This is a genomic window from Mycobacterium bulgaricum (assembly GCF_041287165.2).
GTDB classification, from domain to species: Bacteria; Actinomycetota; Actinomycetes; order Mycobacteriales; family Mycobacteriaceae; genus Mycobacterium; species Mycobacterium bulgaricum.
This window is the reverse complement of sequence record NZ_JBGGKV020000010.1, coordinates 186,382-202,997: the sequence shown is the minus strand read 5'-3', so window position 1 is coordinate 202,997 and position 16,616 is coordinate 186,382. Positions and strand designations below refer to the sequence as shown.

The window sequence follows — 16,616 nt, the reverse complement described above, 5'->3', positions numbered from 1 at the left end:
AGGGGCTGTCAGATAAGCGGTGGCCTAGTGCGGCGTTGGTGGCGTGGTTTCCGGGACCGAAGGAATGACTCTGATGGCGACAACGGCGGCGATGGCGAGTAGGGCCGCAGCGATGAGGGAGACGCTTTGGACGCCAAACGTGAAGGCGTGCTGGGCTTCTGCGAGGAGGTTGGGTGAGTTCGGCAGCTGGTATGTGGCGGTGGCCAACGAGTCGTCGAGGGCTGCGCGCTCCAGGTCGCTGACGTGTTCGGGGATGGTGAGACTGGCGCGGTAGATGACAGTGTGCAATGTTCCCAGGACGGCGATGCCGAGGGCGACGCCGAATTCGTAGGCCGTCTCGGAAATGGATGCGGCGGCTCCGGCGCGTTCGGCGGGAGCGGCACTGACGACGGCATCGGTCGACAGCGTCATCGCGGCGCCGACTCCGAGGCCGATGACGGCCAGGGAGACGCCCATTCCCCAGTAGGTGGACCATCCTTCGGTGATGGCCAGACCGACCAGCCCCAGCGCGGAGAGACCGAGGCCGGTGGCGATGGCGCGCCCTCGACCGAGGCGGGTGAGCAGGTAGCCGACGATTCCGACGACCGCGATGGTGGCGATGGTGGCGGGCAGTTCGGCGAGGCCGGCTTGGAACGGGGTCATGCCCATGACGAGTTGGAGGTGCTGGGAGAAGAAGAACATGACGCCGACGGCCTCACGTTCTCCTGGCTGGCCAACCCTGACGGACCGCCCCCGGAGAAGGTGCTCGACCTCGCCTTTCGGCTCCTGCGCAACGCCTCGCACGGCTAGCGCAGCAGCGGAGACGGCCGCAGGTGACAGGTGGCCGGGTCGACGAAAGCACACAATTGCTTCAGCGCCGGGAGGCCGCGAGAGCGAACCTCAAGCTCATCGGACGACGTTCGGTCACGCCATTTTCCCGAGGATTGTGAATTCAGCAAAATGGTGCGATAGTCGCGAGCAGGGAAGCAGACCCCGCGTGGTCGAGCCTGTCCCGCTGGCGACGCGGCCGATCATCAAGGGCGGACCGTGCTAATCGATCGAGTGACCGGACTGACCGGCGTACCGCCTCGCGTCCGATCCGCGCAAATGGCCGGTAGGCGGGGACTCGCGCCGCGGGACTCAGCATGAAACGGCACCGCGTGCATGTCTGACCCGCGGAGGACGCCACCGACAATCGCGATTCGTTGCGCGCGATCCGCGGTGACTGTGGTGTGCGGCATCGTGGTCTTGAATCTCGTCGGGTGGAGCACCGGAAACGAACTCCTCACCCGCGGCTCTCCGATGTGGCCGCATATGACGCCGTGGACTGCACTGCTGCTTTGCGCACTCGCGGGGGCTGTCGGTCTGCAGCTGACGCCGGCATCGAAACGGCGCATCCGAATAGCGCGCGGGCTGGCGGCTACCGTCGGACTTCTGACCCTCGTCACCCTGGTGGAATACCTGACGAATGCCGGATCACACTGGGACACAATCCTATTCAGACAATCGGTACTTGCCGCGCAACCTGCCTATCCGGGCCGGCCGAGCCCGCAGACTGCTGCGACGTTGATGATGCTCGCGGCAGCCGCCGCAGCGATAGGTGTCCACCACAAGTGGGGTGGTGTCGTCCGCTCCCTCGGGGTGTTGGGCGGGGTAGGCACAGCGTGCTTCGCTCTGGCTGCCTACATGTTCGACGCCGCAAACCTGGTGAGCTTCACGACTTCCAGCGGTCAGGCGATGGCCACCGCCATTGCCCTTCTGCTGCTGGCAACGGCAACCGCAGCGGCGCGGCCCGATGCCCTTCCGTTGAGTTGGATCCTGGCCCGGCCGGACCACAGATCGTTGCTTCGTCTGCTCGGGGTCCTCGCCGGATTTCCCATCGTCGTCGCGCTACTGCGGTTCACGCTCCTCGGGATGGGGCTCGAAGAGCGCGCGGTCTGGCCGCTGTCCGTGGCACTGGGCAGCTTGGGCATCGGGGCACTGACCTTCTACTACAGTCAGCGCGAACAACGCCTTCTCATGGACAGGGGCGCGTTGCACAACGAGCGATTGATGGCCGAAGAACGCTTCCGCATGCTCGCCGACAACGCCGTCGACGTCATCTTGCACCTGCGGGGCCGCGACGTTGCGTGGGTGTCTCCTTCGGTGGAATCCGCACTCGGCGAACGGACCCCGCGGTGGATCGGTTCGGATTTCAGCAGTCGAATACACCCTGTCGACCGGCCCGCAGTCGAGCAGTTCCTCACGCGGATCACCGGGGGTGAATCAGTGCACCATCGCTTCCGGATCTGCTCGGCCTCCGACACCTATCACTGGGTGGATGGCCACGGAAAGCCCTATGTCGATGGCGACGGCGCCACCGACGGCCTCATCGCCGCACTGCGCATTGTCGACGATCAGGTCGAGGCGCAGCGGCAACTGGAACGGCTCGCACGTTTCGATACCTTGACCGGGTTGGTGAACCGTGCCGAATTCCTCGCGCGCCTCGAATCCGAACTGTCGAAGCGTCGCGAGTCGGGACGCCTTCTGGGCGTGCTCTTCTGCGACGTGGATCGATTCAAGAGCATCAACGACACGTGGGGACACGGAACGGGTGACGTCGTACTGACGACGCTCGCCGTACGGATCGCCGAGTGTGTGAGGGAGACCGACACCGTCGGTCGCACGGGCGGAGACGAAATCATCGTGCTGCTCCCCGACCTGCGCGGCATTCACGAGGCGGCCGAGATCGCCGAAGCCATCCGCCGCCGAACCGCTGAGCCAATCAACGCCGCCGGCGCAGTGATTCACGCGACCCTGAGCATCGGAGCCACCATCGCGGCTCAGGGAGAGGACGTCGGTTCGATCACCGCGCGTGCCGACATGGCGATGTACCGGGCCAAATTCGCCGGGAAGAATTCGGTGGTCTGCGTCGAGGCATCTGAAGGGTGATCCGCGCGGGTGGACTCGGTCGATCAGCGGCCGGCTGTGCTCGTTCCAAACGCCGTCGTCTGGCCGAAGGCTTTAGGCCAGGAACGGTTTTCGTGGGAACGGCACGACGCGCGCACTATGTTCAGGTACGCGCGTCGACTCGCCGAAGTGAGCGACCGCTTCGGCGACCGACCGGAACAGTGGAAAACCCAGGGGGGCGTCGCGACTCAACAATCGACCCGTTCGCGGGTCGAGCACGGCTGCGTGCGGAACCGACTGCCGGGCACATTCAGCAGCGAGGCCGTTGAGCAACGCCGTGGCCTCGCTGTGTTCCAGGTCGGCGCCTTCCAGATCGAGAATCATCGATTCGCCGAGCTTGATGAAACGCGCAAGGCTGGTCTGCACCACGTCGCGGTTGGAGGCGTCCACCCTGCCGGAAACGATCAACTGAATGGTGGTGGCGCGGGCGTGCGGGCGTAGCCAGGCGCCTCTGCAGTCGATGACGTAGCCAAGGTTGTTCGAGCGGCGAATGCCCATGGGATTCCTCACGGAATGGCTCCCCTGATACGGGAGCGAGAGTCGGTGGTCGCGTCAAAGCGGCGGGCGGGTAGTGGCCTGAACACCGGCGGCTTCGGCGATCCGTGACGACCCCTGGGTGCCCGCCGCAGGACGAACGAAACGTGTACAGGCCGATGTCGTTGCTATAAGGGGTAATACAGCTTCTGGCGTCATCTCTCTCATCGACCACTGCCCCCGCCGGGGCGAAGACGCGTCACCTCGCGGTGGATGCCTCTTCCGACAGCCTGTGCCGATTTCGCAAGGTGGCCTACAGTCGGCCTCATGGGCAACCAATCGCAAGAGCTGGCGCGGGTCCTCGGTGATCTGGCGGTCGAGATGCAGGATCAGCACGACACCGAGTCCACCCTGCGATCCATCGTCAGAGGAGCTGTCACAATCGTGCCAGGTGCCCGCTGGGCGGGCATATCCCTGATCGAGGGCCGCACGATCCAGCCACGCGTTCCCAGTGATGCGATCGTGGCCAAACTCGACAGCCTGCAATCGGAGCTCGATGAAGGACCGTGTCTGAGTGCGCTGAGAGACCACCGAACGGTCCTCATCGACGACATGGCGACCGAGAAGCGCTGGCCGAGATTCTGCGGGGCCGCCATGGACATCGGTGCACGCTCTCTATTGACCTTCCAGCTATATGTGGTGCACCAGAACCTCGGAGCCCTCAACCTCTACAGTGCCGAGCCCGGCGTGTTCGCCGAGGACTCGATCATGGTCGGAGAAATCGTCGCTCAGCACGCGTCGGTGGCACTGATCGGTGCGGCGGCCGAGGCTCAATTCGACGCCGCGCTCAATAGTCGCGATGTCATCGGGCAGGCCAAGGGAATTATCATGGAACGCTTCAAGATCAATTCAACGGCGGCTTTCAGCCTGCTGGCCAGGCTCTCGCAGGAGTCGAACACGAAGCTCGTCGACGTCGCGCGCAACCTCGTCGCCACAATCGACGCGGGGGGCTGACAGCCACACCGACGCCGGAGCCGGCGGGGGAAGTTCGCCCGCCGAAGTGGAGCGCGTGGTAAGCACAGCAATTCGCCACCAACTCGTTGAATCAGCGCCAGCGAACGACGGCCGGGGCGTAATTTACGGGGAGCACAATCAGCTGACAGTTCGCAGGGCCCCCGCCGCAGCTGTGGAGAACTCCGTCGAGAGGGAACTCATGAGTCACGCCAACAACATTGGTCGGGTCGGAGCGCTTGCAGTGGCACTGGGTGTCGGGTGGGCGGTTGCCTCTGCCTCGGGCGTCGCGTACGCCGACACCGGCGATTCCTCGTCCTCGAGCGAATCGTCGTCGACGAGTTCGACGTCCTCGTCGTCCGACGACTCCTCATCGACAACGGACGGTTCCGCCGACGAGGCGCGCGCGACGGACGACGACACCGCTGACGACGAAACAGTTGACGACGAAACAGTTGACGACGAAACCTTGCCGCGTCAGACCTCCAAAGCCAGTCGGGCCTCATCGTCCTCCGTCGATGACGACGACGAGGCCGAATCCGTCTCCGCCGACGAGGACGAGGACGCCACAGAATCGGCCGCCGCGGCCGCCGAAGACGGCACCACGCCACACGCTGCGGCGACCGAAAGACCGACCGTGCACAAGGTGATCTCCGATGTGGTCAGTTCGGTGCTTTCACCCGAGCGGCCGTCCCCGGCCACACCTCTGCAAGGGCCGACCTTCCTCGCTTCGCTGGCCGCAGCACGAGACGAACTCGAGCGCAACACGCTGCGCCGCACCGCCAGTACGCCGCAGCAGGTCGCCGCGCTCGACGTCGGGACGCCCAACGTCCTGGTCATCGGCGTCGACGGGACCAACCTGAGCCGGGTGCTGGCCCACCCCGAGCTCACCACCAACATCTTCAAACTGATGCAGGCCAGCACCACCGCCGCGTCGACGATCGTCGGGCACACCACCGTGTCGAACCCGTCGTGGACGTCGATCCTCACCGGGGCTTGGGGGGAGAAGACAGGTGTCATCAACAACGTCTTCACCCCGTGGACGTACAGCAAGTGGCCGACGGTTTTCACGCAGCTCGAGACACTGAACCCGGCGATCGAGACGACGTCGATCGCCAACTGGAACGTGATCTCGGCGATCGCCAACACCGGCCTCGGTGTCGACAACCTCTTCAATGTGCCTGAGCAGGAGAACGATCCGCGCTGGCTCGAGGCCGACAACCTCGTCGGGGAGCTCACCGAAGACGCCATCGCCAATGCCAGTGCCGACGTGGCCAACCTGATCTTCAGCTACTTCGTCGGCGTCGACGAGAACGGACACCTGTTCGGCGGTGATTCGCCTGAGTACCTCGAGGCTCTCGCGAACTTCGACCAGAGCCTCGGCGAGATCATGGAGGCTGTCGACGCCTGGGAAGACCTCACCGGCGACCAGTGGACCATCATGATGGTCACCGACCACGGTCACCAGCCGCAGAAGGGTTTCGGTCACGGCTTCCAATCGCCCGATGAGACATCGACTTTCGTCATCGCCAGCGCGCCGGGGCTCTTCGCCGAGGGTGGGGTGAACTCGAAGTACTCGATCGTCGATGTCACGCCGACAGTGCTGCACCTGTTCGGGTTCCAGCCCGCCGAAGGCGCCGACGGCGTCTCGCTGACCGACCTGGACGGCGACACAGTGGTGCCCGGTGACATCGACGGATTGACCAAGGCGCTGCAGGATGCGATCGCGCAGAACACGTACCCGGATATCGGCACCAACATCGCGCTCAGCGTGCGCACCATTGCCGCGACGATTCCCTACTACGTGGACAACATCGTCAACGGCATCACCTCAGGCCTGCAGTCGCTCGCCGACCAGGGCCTGTTCCTGATCAGCCCCCTGGCGAAGCTGGCGATCATCCCGGTCAAGATCGTCGGCGACATCGCTTATGTGGCAACCAACATCGTGGCGCAGATCGTCGCGGGACTCACCGGCGTCGAAGGGGCGAGCATCTTCCCGCTGGTGCGTCCGGCTCCGCCGGAGTTCCCGTCGGGGCCCGAGGAGGTTTCGACACCGGACCTGATCGCGGTGGCGTGCAGCGACGGAAGGGTGTCGAGCGCCGTGTTCGCCTGTGGGGCAACGGCGGTCGCCGTCTAGCAGGGTGGGCTGCCGACCTGCTAGCCCTTCATCGACGCGATGTAATACGTCTCGTCGCCGGTCGGATAGCCCCCGCCGTCCGTGGCGATGTGCACGTGGTCGAAGTGGTTGAGGGTCTCCGAACCGTAGTCGGCCGTCCAGCTCGGCGCACCGATGCCGGGGTAGAACCCCTGCCGCCAGATCACGTGGATGACGCCCATGCGTTCGGCGTTCGCCAGCGCGTACCCGGCGATCTGGTTGCCGAGGGCGATACCTTCCTCGCTGTTGTGGTCGGGGATCATCACATCGATGGCCAGCCCGTTGGGATGCCACTTCAGCGCATCCTGGCGATAGCCGCCGATCGTCTTGATCTCGGGGAACATCGTGCTGATCGCCCGCGCCACCCAGATCGTGTGCACCTGCAGTCCGCCCTCCGGGGTGATGCCCTTGGGCAGCGCGAAGTCGAAGACCCGGGCGTCGACGGCGGGTGCGGTCGCCGCGAGCAGTTCGGCTTCGGTCGGAACGGCCGCGGGGGGAGGCGCAGCGATGGACGCGGGCACCTCCACCGCGGGTGGTGCCGCTTGCCGCGGAGCCGCCGGCTGGGTCTGCTGGGCGTAGACCATGGCCGCGGAGATGACGAGGGAGGCGCCGACCGCCATCCACCGCCCTCTGCCGTTGGCTAACAGGTTCCTACCCACGCAGAGCACCTTAACGGCCATGCGATGCCGCAGTCGGCAATTGATGGCAACGCGTCGCGAAGCGGACAGATTCTCAGGCGAGAGCGGGGGCGTTGATCGAGATCTCGGCGATTTCCGCGCGGTGATCGCTGAGCGCGGTGATCCACACGATCACGGTCGAGGTCTTGTCCGCGGTGTTCAAGGGAATGCGGTTCGCGCCGGGCTGCAACGGTGCCGCAGGCGTCACCTCGGTGGTGTCCGCCAGCGTCTTCGGAGCGTCACCGGATGCGGTGCGGATCTGCACGACGGTGCCCGCGGACTTGGCTTCCACGGCGACAGTGCCGACCTTGGTCGGCTCTGGGAGCGTCAGGACGAGACCGAGGCCCTGCTTGAAAACGGGGAACGGATTCGCGTCGAAGTACCGGTCCGTCGCCCACGTCGTCGCGAGATCGCCGTCGATGACCTTGCCCGCATCCTCTGGGTTGTCGGGCCGCCCGTCTGGGGAGAACACGGCAGCCCGCACCGGCGTCACGGCCGGGTCGGCCGCTCCCTGCTTGAGCACTTTGGGTGGTTCGGCAGGAGCTGCGGGCCCGGTGGCCTTGTCCTGTCCGGGGGTCAGCCCCAGTTGGCCGGCATCCATCGCGACGACGTCGTCATGCGCGTCCAGAACGTCGTTGACGGTCGAGCCGAGCCCGGTGATGGCCACGAACATGACGGCCGCGGCCGCCCCGAAGATCGAGTAGGTCAGATGTCGGCGCGCCTTCTTCGCCTGCGTCCCCGCGTCACGTGCGTGAAATACCGCGTAGGAACCCGGAGGGCGCGCCGCGGCACGCTTCTCGGGTCCTGTCTGCGGCTGGCCGCTCGGTACCACCTGCCGAAGCAACCCCAGGAGGACCGACGTGTCGGCAACTGCGGAGTTGGGCCGCACCAGACCCGCCGCGGCACTGGAGATCAGGAACGGTATCTCGGGCTTCATCGCGGCCGGCTCACGCGGCCATCCGGCCTCTTCGAGGTCGGCAGGCACCCATCCGTCCGGCATGGGGCGCTGCGGAGGCCACCGGTCGACGAGCAGGGCGTAGAACACGCCGCCGATACCGCGAAGGTCGTCGGCAGCGGTGGAATCCGGCAGCGGGGCGGGGAAGGCGAGGACCGCGCGTCCGTCGGAACTGATCCTGACCCGGTCAGGGTGGTCGATGCCGAGGGCGAGCCCGGCACGATGCGCGGCGTCTGCGGCGACGATCAGTGACTTGAGGGCCGCTGCCGTCGCCGTCGCCGACGGTGCTGTGTCGGCGACCTCGCGCAGCGTTCCGCCGGGCACCCATTCGGAGATCACCACACCCACGTCGTCGATCTTGAAGCCGTCGAGAATTCTTGCCAGCCCCGACACTTCGAATGCGCACAGTCGCGCGGTGCGCTCCAGGATGTCGTCGACCTGAGCCGGAAGGTTCTCACCGGGTGCGATGAGAGTGATCGCGACCGGACGCGCCGTCGCCGTTTCGATCCCACGCCAGAACTGCAGGCAACCCGCAGCGCCTTCTTGCCGCACCAGCTGCCATCTCGGCGCCAGCCGGGCGGTGACAGCCGGCGTCAGTGCCCCGGCGGGTTCGGTGTTCGTCATCGCCCCCCTGAGTTCGCAGTGCCGCGGAATCGAGCGAGAGGTTGCCCCGAAGGGGCGTCGCCAAACCCCCGTACGGGCGTGTCGAGGCCTGGGAACCCGCCCCGCCTGTCAGGGCACTTTGGCAACGGTGAGCAGCAGAGCAGAATCGGCCAGCGCCACCAGTGAGTGCCTGGTGTCGGGGATCAGCAGCAGATCGCCGGTGCGGGCATCCCATTCCTGATCGCCGGCGACCAACCGGACGGAACCCTTGAGCACATAAAGGGTCGCCTCACCGGGATTCTCGTGCTCGCCCATCTCGGCGCCCGACAACATCCCGATGACGGTTTGCCGCAGCACTTTCTCGTGGCCGCCGACCACGGTGTCGGCCGCGTTGCGACCGTTGGCGGCCGCGCGCTCCAGTTGTTGGCGGGCAAGCGCTTCGATCGACACCTTCTGCATGACTGCCATTGGATGCCTGATGCTTGCGCACCGCAACCCTGCCCGGGCGACGTCAGAAAGTCTCCACCTTCTGGATGCTCACCACCGCGCCGTGACCCGTCGTGTCGTTGGTGAATCGCATGCCCGCCGGGGTGACGGCGATCGTCCAACCGAGAGCGCGGTAGGTCGAGTCGGACAACGTCGTCGGCGCGGGGGCGCCGAGGTTCCCGTCGACCCACGATCCCGTCCCGTCGGTATTGATGCGGACGCCGTGGTACGGGCCGCTTCCGTCGGTGTGTTGCGCCCAGTTCATGCCGTCGGTCTCGCAGCCCACATACGTCGTGTCGACGATGCACTGGGTGTCACCCGCCGAGGTCTGGACGACGGCGTAGCCGTACTGGTTCGGCGGGATCGTCGCGTTGTCGGGGGAGGGCTGCGACGCGGGCAGCGTGGTGGTGGGCAGCGCCTCCAACGGCGACTGGTAGGACGCCAGCGTGAAGCCGTACTGCTTCAGCGGTTCCAGGTCCTCGGCCTCACCGGACGGCGTCCAGATGGCCAGCGGCTTGCCCTCGACGACTGCCTGCGCCACATACATGGACGGCTGCCACGACAGCATCGCCTTCATCGACGGCTCGGACTCGAAACGATCGAAGTTGACGATGCCGTCGCCGTCCTGCGGGACGCAGGAGCTGCCCTCGACGGTGTGCCGGGTACCTGAGGCGGTCGCGGTGTCGTCACGACAGATGGCCGCCTGCCAGTCGTCGGCGGAGCCGGTGATCGCCGGGGGTGCGGCCGCTGCGTTTGCCGAACCCCCGGGCGCAGGGGTCGAAGAACAGCCCGCGGCGGCGAAGGCGATCCAAGCGGCAGCCGCGCCGCACCGTACCGGGCCGGACAATGCGGCCCGAGTCATGGAGATCATGGAGTTCCTCATTTCCGCGAAAACGTCGGACGTTGCTCGTCGGCGCGACTGAGGAAGCGATTTTTTCGCCACCGTCAACGACTCGCCGGGGCGAGGGACAACCGTGACCGCAGTGTGTCCGCAGGGCGCGCTGACTGGGCGAACGCAGCTGCAGGGCTCTTCGGTACGCTGCGCCTGAAGGGTGCGAAGCTCCACAAGAGCGAGAGCGCCGGACTACCGAAACGAGCCGGGAGAACACACATGACCGCCGAGCAGCCGTCCATCATCTACACGCTGACCGATGAGGCGCCGCTGCTTGCGACTTATGCCTTCCTGCCCGTCGTGCGCACGTTCGCCTCTGCCGCAGGCATCGATGTGAAATCAAGTGACATCTCCGTCGCGGCGCGCATTCTGGCCGAGTTCAGCGATCGACTCACCGACGAGCAGAAGGTTCCGGACAACCTCGCCGAGCTCGGTGAGCTGACCCAGCTGCCGGAGACCAACATCATCAAGCTGCCGAACATCAGCGCCTCGGTGCCCCAATTGCTCGCCGCCATCAAGGAACTCAAGGCCAAGGGCTACGACCTGCCGGACTGGGTCGGCGAGCCCAAGAACGACGAAGAGCGCGAGATCAAGGAGCGCTACGCGAAAGTTCTCGGCAGTGCGGTGAACCCTGTTCTGCGGCAAGGCAATTCCGATCGGCGCGCCCCCAAGGCCGTCAAGGAGTACGCCCGCAAGCACCCACACAGCATGGGGGAGTGGTCGCAGGCCTCACGCACTCACGTCGCCACGATGAAGGGCGGCGACTTCTACCACGGTGAGAAGTCGATGACCATCGACAAGGACCGCAAGGTCAAAATGGTGCTCACCACGAAGAGCGGCGAGACCCTCGTGCTCAAGAAAGAGGTGGCACTCGACGAGGGCGACGTCATCGACAGCATGTTCATGAGCAAGAAGGCGCTGTGCGACTTCTACGAGGAGCAGATCGAGGACGCCTATAAGACCGGCGTGATGTTCTCGCTGCACGTCAAGGCGACGATGATGAAGGTGTCGCATCCCATCGTGTTCGGCCATGCGGTCAAGGTCTTCTACAAGGACGCGTTCGCCAAGCATCAGCAACTCTTCGACGAGCTCGGCGTCAACGTCAACAACGGCATGTCGGACCTCTACGACAAGATCGAGACGCTTCCCGCCTCGCAGCGGGAAGAGATCATCCGCGACATCCACGCCTGCCACGAGCACCGTCCCGAGCTGGCGATGGTGGACTCGGCGCGCGGCATCACCAACTTCCATTCGCCCAGCGACGTGATCGTCGATGCGTCGATGCCCGCGATGATCCGGCTCGGCGGCAAGATGTACGGCGCCGACGGCCGCACCAAGGACACCAAGGCAGTCAACCCCGAATCCACGTTCTCCCGGATCTACCAGGAGATCATCAACTTCTGTAAGACCCACGGCCAGTTCGACCCGACCACGATGGGCACCGTGCCCAACGTCGGCCTCATGGCGCAGAAGGCCGAGGAGTACGGCTCCCACGACAAGACGTTCGAGATTCCCGAGGACGGGGTGGCCGACATCGTCGACCTCGACACCGGTGAGGTACTGCTGAGCCAAGACGTCGAGACCGGTGACATCTGGCGCATGCCGATCGTCAAAGACGCCGCGATCCGCGACTGGGTGAAGCTGGCCGTCAACCGTGCGCGGCAGTCGGGGATGACGACCGTCTTCTGGCTCGACGACGAGCGCCCGCACGAGAACGAGCTGCGCAAGAAGGTGAAGACCTACCTCAAGGAGGAGGACACCGACGGCCTGGAGATCACGATCCTTCCCCAGGTCTGGGCGATGCGGTACACGCTGGAACGCGTCATCCGCGGCCAGGACACGATCGCGGTCACCGGAAACATTCTGCGCGACTACCTGACCGACCTGTTCCCGATCCTCGAGCTCGGCACCAGCGCCAAGATGTTGTCCATCGTCCCGCTGATGGCCGGCGGCGGCATGTACGAGACCGGTGCGGGCGGCTCGGCCCCCAAGCACGTCAGCCAGCTCCTCGAGGAAAACCACCTGCGGTGGGACTCCCTGGGCGAATTCCTCGCCCTCGGGGCGTCTTTCGAGGACATGGGAGCCAAGTCGGGGAACGAGAAGGCCACGCTGCTCGGCAAGACGCTCGACTCTGCGATCGGCAAGCTGCTCGACGAGAACAAGAGCCCGTCGCGCAAGGCGGGAGAACTCGACAACCGCGGCAGCCAGTTCTACCTGGCGCTCTACTGGGCGCAGGAGCTCGCGGGGCAGACCGACGACAAGGAGCTCGCCGAGCACTTCGCGCCGCTGGCCAAGACGCTGGCGGAGAACGAATCGACCATCGTGTCCGAGCTCAACGCGGTGCAGGGCAAGCCCGTCGACATCGGCGGCTACTACTACCCGGACCAGGAGAAGACGACAGCCGTGATGCGCCCCAGCACCACGTTCAACGAGGCGCTGGAGGCCGCTCGCACCTAGAGCGGCGCCGGCGATCGGTCAGCTACCTTGCGGTATTCGCCGCCCCGGTTAATTCTCTTTTCGCCCGACAGCCCTAATTCAACGCTGACACACGCGTAACATCTGACGCACAGGTGCCGATTACAAGCCAACACCGGCACTCGTCTAGGGGTAGTTATGCGCGTGGTATTGGGTTTGTCCTTGACCGCCAACAGCGCCGTCTGGGTGCTGGTCGACACGTATGACGGCAGCATCCTCGCCGACGAGGTCGTGCCGCTGGAATCCGTGAACGAGATAGCCAGGGCGGCTGCCCGCAGCGTGCAGGCCTTCGCCCTGCAAAGCGAGCGGGATATCGACGGTGTCCGGCTTGTCTGGGATGACGAGGCGAGCGCGCACGGCATCCGGTTGAGGACGAAGATGCGCCTGTTCGGCTTCGACACGGTGGAGACGGTGTCCGAGGAGGCCGCACGGGAGGGACGCAACCGGACCGCTCGTCACATCGCGCCGCATATGGTGCTCGCCTACGGCGCTGCGCGTGCGGACCTCGACACCGACGCGGACAGGGGCGTGCTGGGACGGCTGGTGGCGCGGGTGCCCGGCGTGCATCCGGGCGACCGGGGCGGCGGGATGCCGACCGGTGGCGGCCGGATGTCCGGGCTTCGTGAGGCCGGCAGTGAGGCCGCCCTGCGCATTTCGGACCGATTCCGTCATGTCGGTTCGACGCTGTCGCGCCCCGTGCCCGCCGCAGCGGCCGGCATCACCTTCCTCGCCGCGGTCTCCGGACTGGTCGGGTGGGCACTGTTCGGCGGCACGACACCCTCGCACGAGGCGCCCGGGACCGCCGCCGCCGCGGTGGTCGCCCCGGCCCCCGCCGCCGCGGTTCCCGCGATGCCTCCCGTGCCGGCGGCCGTCGCGGCCCCGGCGCCCGCGCCCGAAGCGGTCGCCGAACCCGAGTTGACGGTGCCCGAGGTGGCGCCCGCGGTGGATCAGGTGCCCGAATACTCCAGCGCAGTGCCCCAGGCCGGCACCGAATACGAGATCGCGACATCTCCGGACGTCGTGGTTCCCGAGATGCCCGCGGCACTGGCCGCCGAATCCCCGACCGTGCCGACGGTGCAGGGAGTCGGTTCGACGGCACCGGCGCAGGTGTCGGCCCCCGCCGGCGAACCGCACCTCACCGGGGTCGGCCCCCTCGCCGGGCCGCCCGCGCAGACCGCATCGTCTCCCGTCGCGCAAGCGACACCCGACACAGTTCCCGCCGCGCCGGCCCCCGCCGGTCCGCTGGGCGCCTTCCTCAGCGCGCTTCCGTAGGTGCGGTAGTACTACTCATGCCCGGCGGTCGAGGGACCGGCATGCTTGGCTCATGACCCAGCCAACGCGGGACCGCGCCGTCGACGTCGCCCGCATCGCCGCCCTGATCGTGGTGATGTTCGGACACTGCGCGCTGCTGCTCGCCACGATCGACAGCGGCGGCTTGCGGATCGCCAACCTCATCGGTGAAGTTCCGGCCGTCGCACCGCTGACCTGGATCGTCCAGGTGATGCCGCTGTTCTTCCTCGCAGGCGGGGCCGCAGGCGCCTTCAGTTATCGCACCGGAACCCCCTGGGGCACTTGGCTGTTCACCCGGGCCCAGCGCCTGTGCCGACCGGTGTTCTGGTATCTGGGCGCGTGGTCGGCGGGCCTTCTCGTCACGCGTCTGGTTCTCGGGCCCGACTCCGCGGCCGGGCTCGGCGGTGAGAGCGTGGCACTGCTGTGGTTCCTCGGCGTCTACCTCGTCACCCTGGCCTTCGTACCCGCGCTTCTCCGACTTCCCAACGGCCGCGCCGTCGGGCTGACGCTGGCTGCTCTGCTCGCCGCCGCGGCCGCCATGGACGCCGTGCGGTTCACCACCGGCACCCCGGAATCTTCGGTGGCGAACTTCGTCATCGTGTGGCTGATCCCGGTGGCCCTCGGGGTCGCATATGCGCGCGATCTGATCCCCGCCCGCGTCGCGGCAGGAGTGGGGTTCGTCGCGCTCGCCGTCGCACTTGCATTGGCCACATGGGGCCCGTATGAGGTGGCGCTGGTCGTCACAGGCGCGGAACGTGTCTCCAACGTCGCACCGCCCACCCTGCTGCTGGCGATGCACTGCATCTGGATGTCGTGCGCGTTCATCGTCGCGGCCGGCGCCATCAGGCGGTGGGCCCGACGGCCGCGGGTGTGGAGCGCCGTGACGGCAGGCAACGCCGGCGCGATGACGCTGTACCTGTGGCACATCGTCGCCATCGCCATCGCGGCGTTCGGTCTGCATGCACTCGGCCTGGACGCCTACAACGTCGAGGCCCAGGGCTTCTGGGGTCTACTCGCTCTGCGCGCACCGGTCTTCGCGGTCGTCATGCTGGTGTTGTTCAAGCTGCTCTCACCGCTGGAGCGCCGCCCGCTCCCATGGTGGGACGCGGTTGCGACCGCGACCGGCACACGCGCCACCGCCGCGGGCATCCTCGTGTGCCTGGCAGGAGTAGTGCTGGTTGTGATGGCCAAGTTCGGTCTGGGCGACAGCGTGGGATGGGCGGCGTTGGCAGGCTTTCTCGTCGCAGCCGCCGCGGCGCGACTGTGCGCGGCGGCGCCGCTGCGGGTCAGCGCCCCGAAGGCGCCGACAGAAGCCGGCTCCCCGCTGCCTTGAGTGGGTCGGGGAGTACGCGCAGCATCGTGCCCATCGCCTTGGACATCGCCGACGCCGCGACGACCTGCCTGTCGCCGCGCATCAAGGCTTCGTACCCCTGGCGCGCCACCTCTGCCGGATCGTCTTTCGACATCTCTCCCACCGGCGTACCGCGCAGCTTCGCCCGGTCGAAGAAGTTCGTGTCGGTGGGGCCCGGCAGCAGCGCCGTCACCGTGATGGACGTGTTGCGCAATTCGTCCTGCAGCGCCTTCACGAACGACTGCACGAAGGACTTGGAGGCGTTGTAGACCGTCTGATACGAGCCCGGCATCATCGACGCAACCGACGACGTGAACAGCACACGGCCCCGGTTACGGTCGGCCATGTCGCGCAACACGAGCTTCGCGAGGTGCATCGTGGAGCGGACGTTGAGGTCGACCACACTCAGGTCGTCTTCGAGGTCACTCTTGAGGAACATGTCCCCGCGGCCGACGCCGGCATTCAGCGCTGCTGCCGACAGTTCGCGTCCGCCGTCGGTCGCAGCCCTGAACAGGTGCTCCACGCCTTCGGGTGTCCGCAGATCCACCTGGACCGGGTGGACGGCGACACCGTGCTCGGCCAGTTTCGCCGGTACATCGTGAATGGCATCGTCTTCGGCGGCGACCACCAAATCGTAACCACCCGTGGCGAATTGACGGGCGAGCTCCAGGCCGATGCCGCTGGAGGCGCCGGTGATCAGTGCGAGCTGTGCGTGTGTCATGGCGTGCGCGTACCCCGCGGCCGTGCGCGCAAAAGTGGTGTTCGTTTGGTGGATGCCTGGCCGAATAGCGAACAAATCGTGACTTCTCTGCGTCGGATCGGCTCAGATTCTTGATCCCGTCCAGATTGCAGGCCAGTATCGGAACGATGGCCGAAGTTGACGACTACTCGGGCGTGCTGCGTTCGGCGGCACTGCGGGTGACGCGACCGCGGATCGCAGTGCTCCATGCCGTCGGGGAGAACCCCCACGCCGACACCGAGGTGATCATCCGCGCTGCCAGAGAGCAGTTGCCTGACATCTCCCGGCAGACGGTGTATGACGCGCTGAACGCCCTCACGGCAACGGGTTTGGTGCGCCGCATCCAGCCCGCGGGTTCACTGGCCCGGTATGAGACCCGGGTCGGCGACAACCACCACCACATCGTGTGCCGGTCCTGCGGGGTGATCGCCGACGTCGACTGCGCCGTCGGTGAAGCACCCTGCCTGACGGCATCCGACGATCTCGGTTTCGAGGTCGACGAGGCAGAGGTCATCTATTGGGGCCTGTGTCCCGACTGCTTTACAGCCCAACCATCCACCCGTAGTGCGCACGACTGAAG

General features: G+C 66.4%; 15 protein-coding genes. 8 read left to right on the top strand and 7 right to left on the bottom strand.

The window, feature by feature from the left end; genetic code table 11:
• Positions 1 to 24: 24 nt before the first annotated feature.
• Positions 25 to 681: an MFS transporter gene (locus ACAG24_RS23375; RefSeq protein ID WP_370474765.1), complete on the bottom strand. Its 657-nt coding sequence runs from the start codon at positions 679 to 681 to the stop codon at positions 25 to 27.
• Between ACAG24_RS23375 and ACAG24_RS23370 the strand changes: the two genes are divergently transcribed.
• Positions 661 to 789: a hypothetical protein gene (locus tag ACAG24_RS23370; protein WP_370474764.1), complete on the top strand. Its 129-nt coding sequence runs from the start codon at positions 661 to 663 to the stop codon at positions 787 to 789. The genes ACAG24_RS23375 and ACAG24_RS23370 overlap by 21 nt on opposite strands.
• A 411-nt stretch (positions 790 to 1,200) precedes the next feature.
• The gene (locus ACAG24_RS23365) at positions 1,201 to 2,910 is read left to right on the top strand and encodes a diguanylate cyclase domain-containing protein (RefSeq protein ID WP_370474763.1); all 1,710 of its coding nucleotides are present in this window, start codon (positions 1,201 to 1,203) and stop codon (positions 2,908 to 2,910) included.
• A gap of 72 nt (positions 2,911 to 2,982) precedes the next feature.
• Here ACAG24_RS23365 and ACAG24_RS23360 read toward each other — a convergent pair whose 3' ends face one another.
• The gene (locus tag ACAG24_RS23360) at positions 2,983 to 3,426 is read right to left on the bottom strand and encodes a hypothetical protein (protein WP_370474762.1); all 444 of its coding nucleotides are present in this window, start codon (positions 3,424 to 3,426) and stop codon (positions 2,983 to 2,985) included.
• A gap of 303 nt (positions 3,427 to 3,729) precedes the next feature.
• On the opposite strand from ACAG24_RS23360, the gene ACAG24_RS23355 reads away from it, so the two are divergent.
• Both ACAG24_RS23355 and ACAG24_RS23350 read left to right on the top strand, forming a co-directional pair.
• Entirely contained in the window at positions 3,730 to 4,416 is a 687-nt protein-coding gene (locus ACAG24_RS23355) for a GAF and ANTAR domain-containing protein (protein WP_370474761.1), read from the top strand.
• A 241-nt stretch (positions 4,417 to 4,657) separates the two neighbouring features.
• Positions 4,658 to 6,550, top strand: coding sequence for an alkaline phosphatase family protein (locus tag ACAG24_RS23350; RefSeq protein WP_370474760.1), 1,893 nt, complete (start codon positions 4,658 to 4,660; stop codon positions 6,548 to 6,550).
• A gap of 20 nt (positions 6,551 to 6,570) precedes the next feature.
• Here ACAG24_RS23350 and ACAG24_RS23345 read toward each other — a convergent pair whose 3' ends face one another.
• The 4 genes from ACAG24_RS23345 to ACAG24_RS23330 all read right to left on the bottom strand — a co-directional run bounded on the left by ACAG24_RS23345 (position 6,571) and on the right by ACAG24_RS23330 (position 10,160).
• Complete coding sequence (locus ACAG24_RS23345; protein WP_370474759.1) at positions 6,571 to 7,248, bottom strand: VldE C-terminal domain-containing protein; 678 nt, start codon at positions 7,246 to 7,248, stop codon at positions 6,571 to 6,573.
• 52 nt (positions 7,249 to 7,300) lie between these two features.
• Positions 7,301 to 8,824, bottom strand: a complete 1,524-nt coding sequence (locus ACAG24_RS23340) for a protein kinase family protein (RefSeq protein ID WP_370474758.1) — start codon at positions 8,822 to 8,824, stop codon at positions 7,301 to 7,303.
• A 108-nt stretch (positions 8,825 to 8,932) separates the two neighbouring features.
• On the bottom strand, positions 8,933 to 9,262 hold the full coding sequence (locus tag ACAG24_RS23335; RefSeq protein WP_370474789.1) for a cupin domain-containing protein: 330 nt from the start codon (positions 9,260 to 9,262) through the stop codon (positions 8,933 to 8,935).
• A gap of 52 nt (positions 9,263 to 9,314) precedes the next feature.
• Positions 9,315 to 10,160: a hypothetical protein gene (locus ACAG24_RS23330; RefSeq protein ID WP_370474757.1), complete on the bottom strand. Its 846-nt coding sequence runs from the start codon at positions 10,158 to 10,160 to the stop codon at positions 9,315 to 9,317.
• A 240-nt stretch (positions 10,161 to 10,400) separates the two neighbouring features.
• Here ACAG24_RS23330 and ACAG24_RS23325 point away from each other — a divergent pair, with 240 nt between their 5' ends.
• The 3 genes from ACAG24_RS23325 (at position 10,401) to ACAG24_RS23315 (ending at position 15,279) form a co-directional block, all read left to right on the top strand.
• On the top strand, positions 10,401 to 12,638 hold the full coding sequence (locus tag ACAG24_RS23325) for an NADP-dependent isocitrate dehydrogenase (protein WP_370474756.1): 2,238 nt from the start codon (positions 10,401 to 10,403) through the stop codon (positions 12,636 to 12,638).
• Between the two features lie 156 nt (positions 12,639 to 12,794).
• Positions 12,795 to 13,928, top strand: coding sequence for a DUF7159 family protein (locus ACAG24_RS23320; RefSeq protein WP_508506432.1), 1,134 nt, complete (start codon positions 12,795 to 12,797; stop codon positions 13,926 to 13,928).
• Between the two features lie 52 nt (positions 13,929 to 13,980).
• Positions 13,981 to 15,279, top strand: a complete 1,299-nt coding sequence (locus ACAG24_RS23315) for an acyltransferase family protein (protein ID WP_370474754.1) — start codon at positions 13,981 to 13,983, stop codon at positions 15,277 to 15,279.
• Here ACAG24_RS23315 and ACAG24_RS23310 read toward each other — a convergent pair.
• Positions 15,233 to 16,018, bottom strand: coding sequence for an SDR family NAD(P)-dependent oxidoreductase (locus ACAG24_RS23310; protein WP_370474753.1), 786 nt, complete (start codon positions 16,016 to 16,018; stop codon positions 15,233 to 15,235). The two genes, ACAG24_RS23315 and ACAG24_RS23310, sit on opposite strands and share 47 nt — an antisense overlap.
• A 146-nt stretch (positions 16,019 to 16,164) precedes the next feature.
• On the opposite strand from ACAG24_RS23310, the gene ACAG24_RS23305 reads away from it, so the two are divergent.
• Complete coding sequence (locus ACAG24_RS23305; protein WP_370474752.1) at positions 16,165 to 16,614, top strand: Fur family transcriptional regulator; 450 nt, start codon at positions 16,165 to 16,167, stop codon at positions 16,612 to 16,614.
• The last annotated feature ends 2 nt before the right edge of the window (positions 16,615 to 16,616 follow it).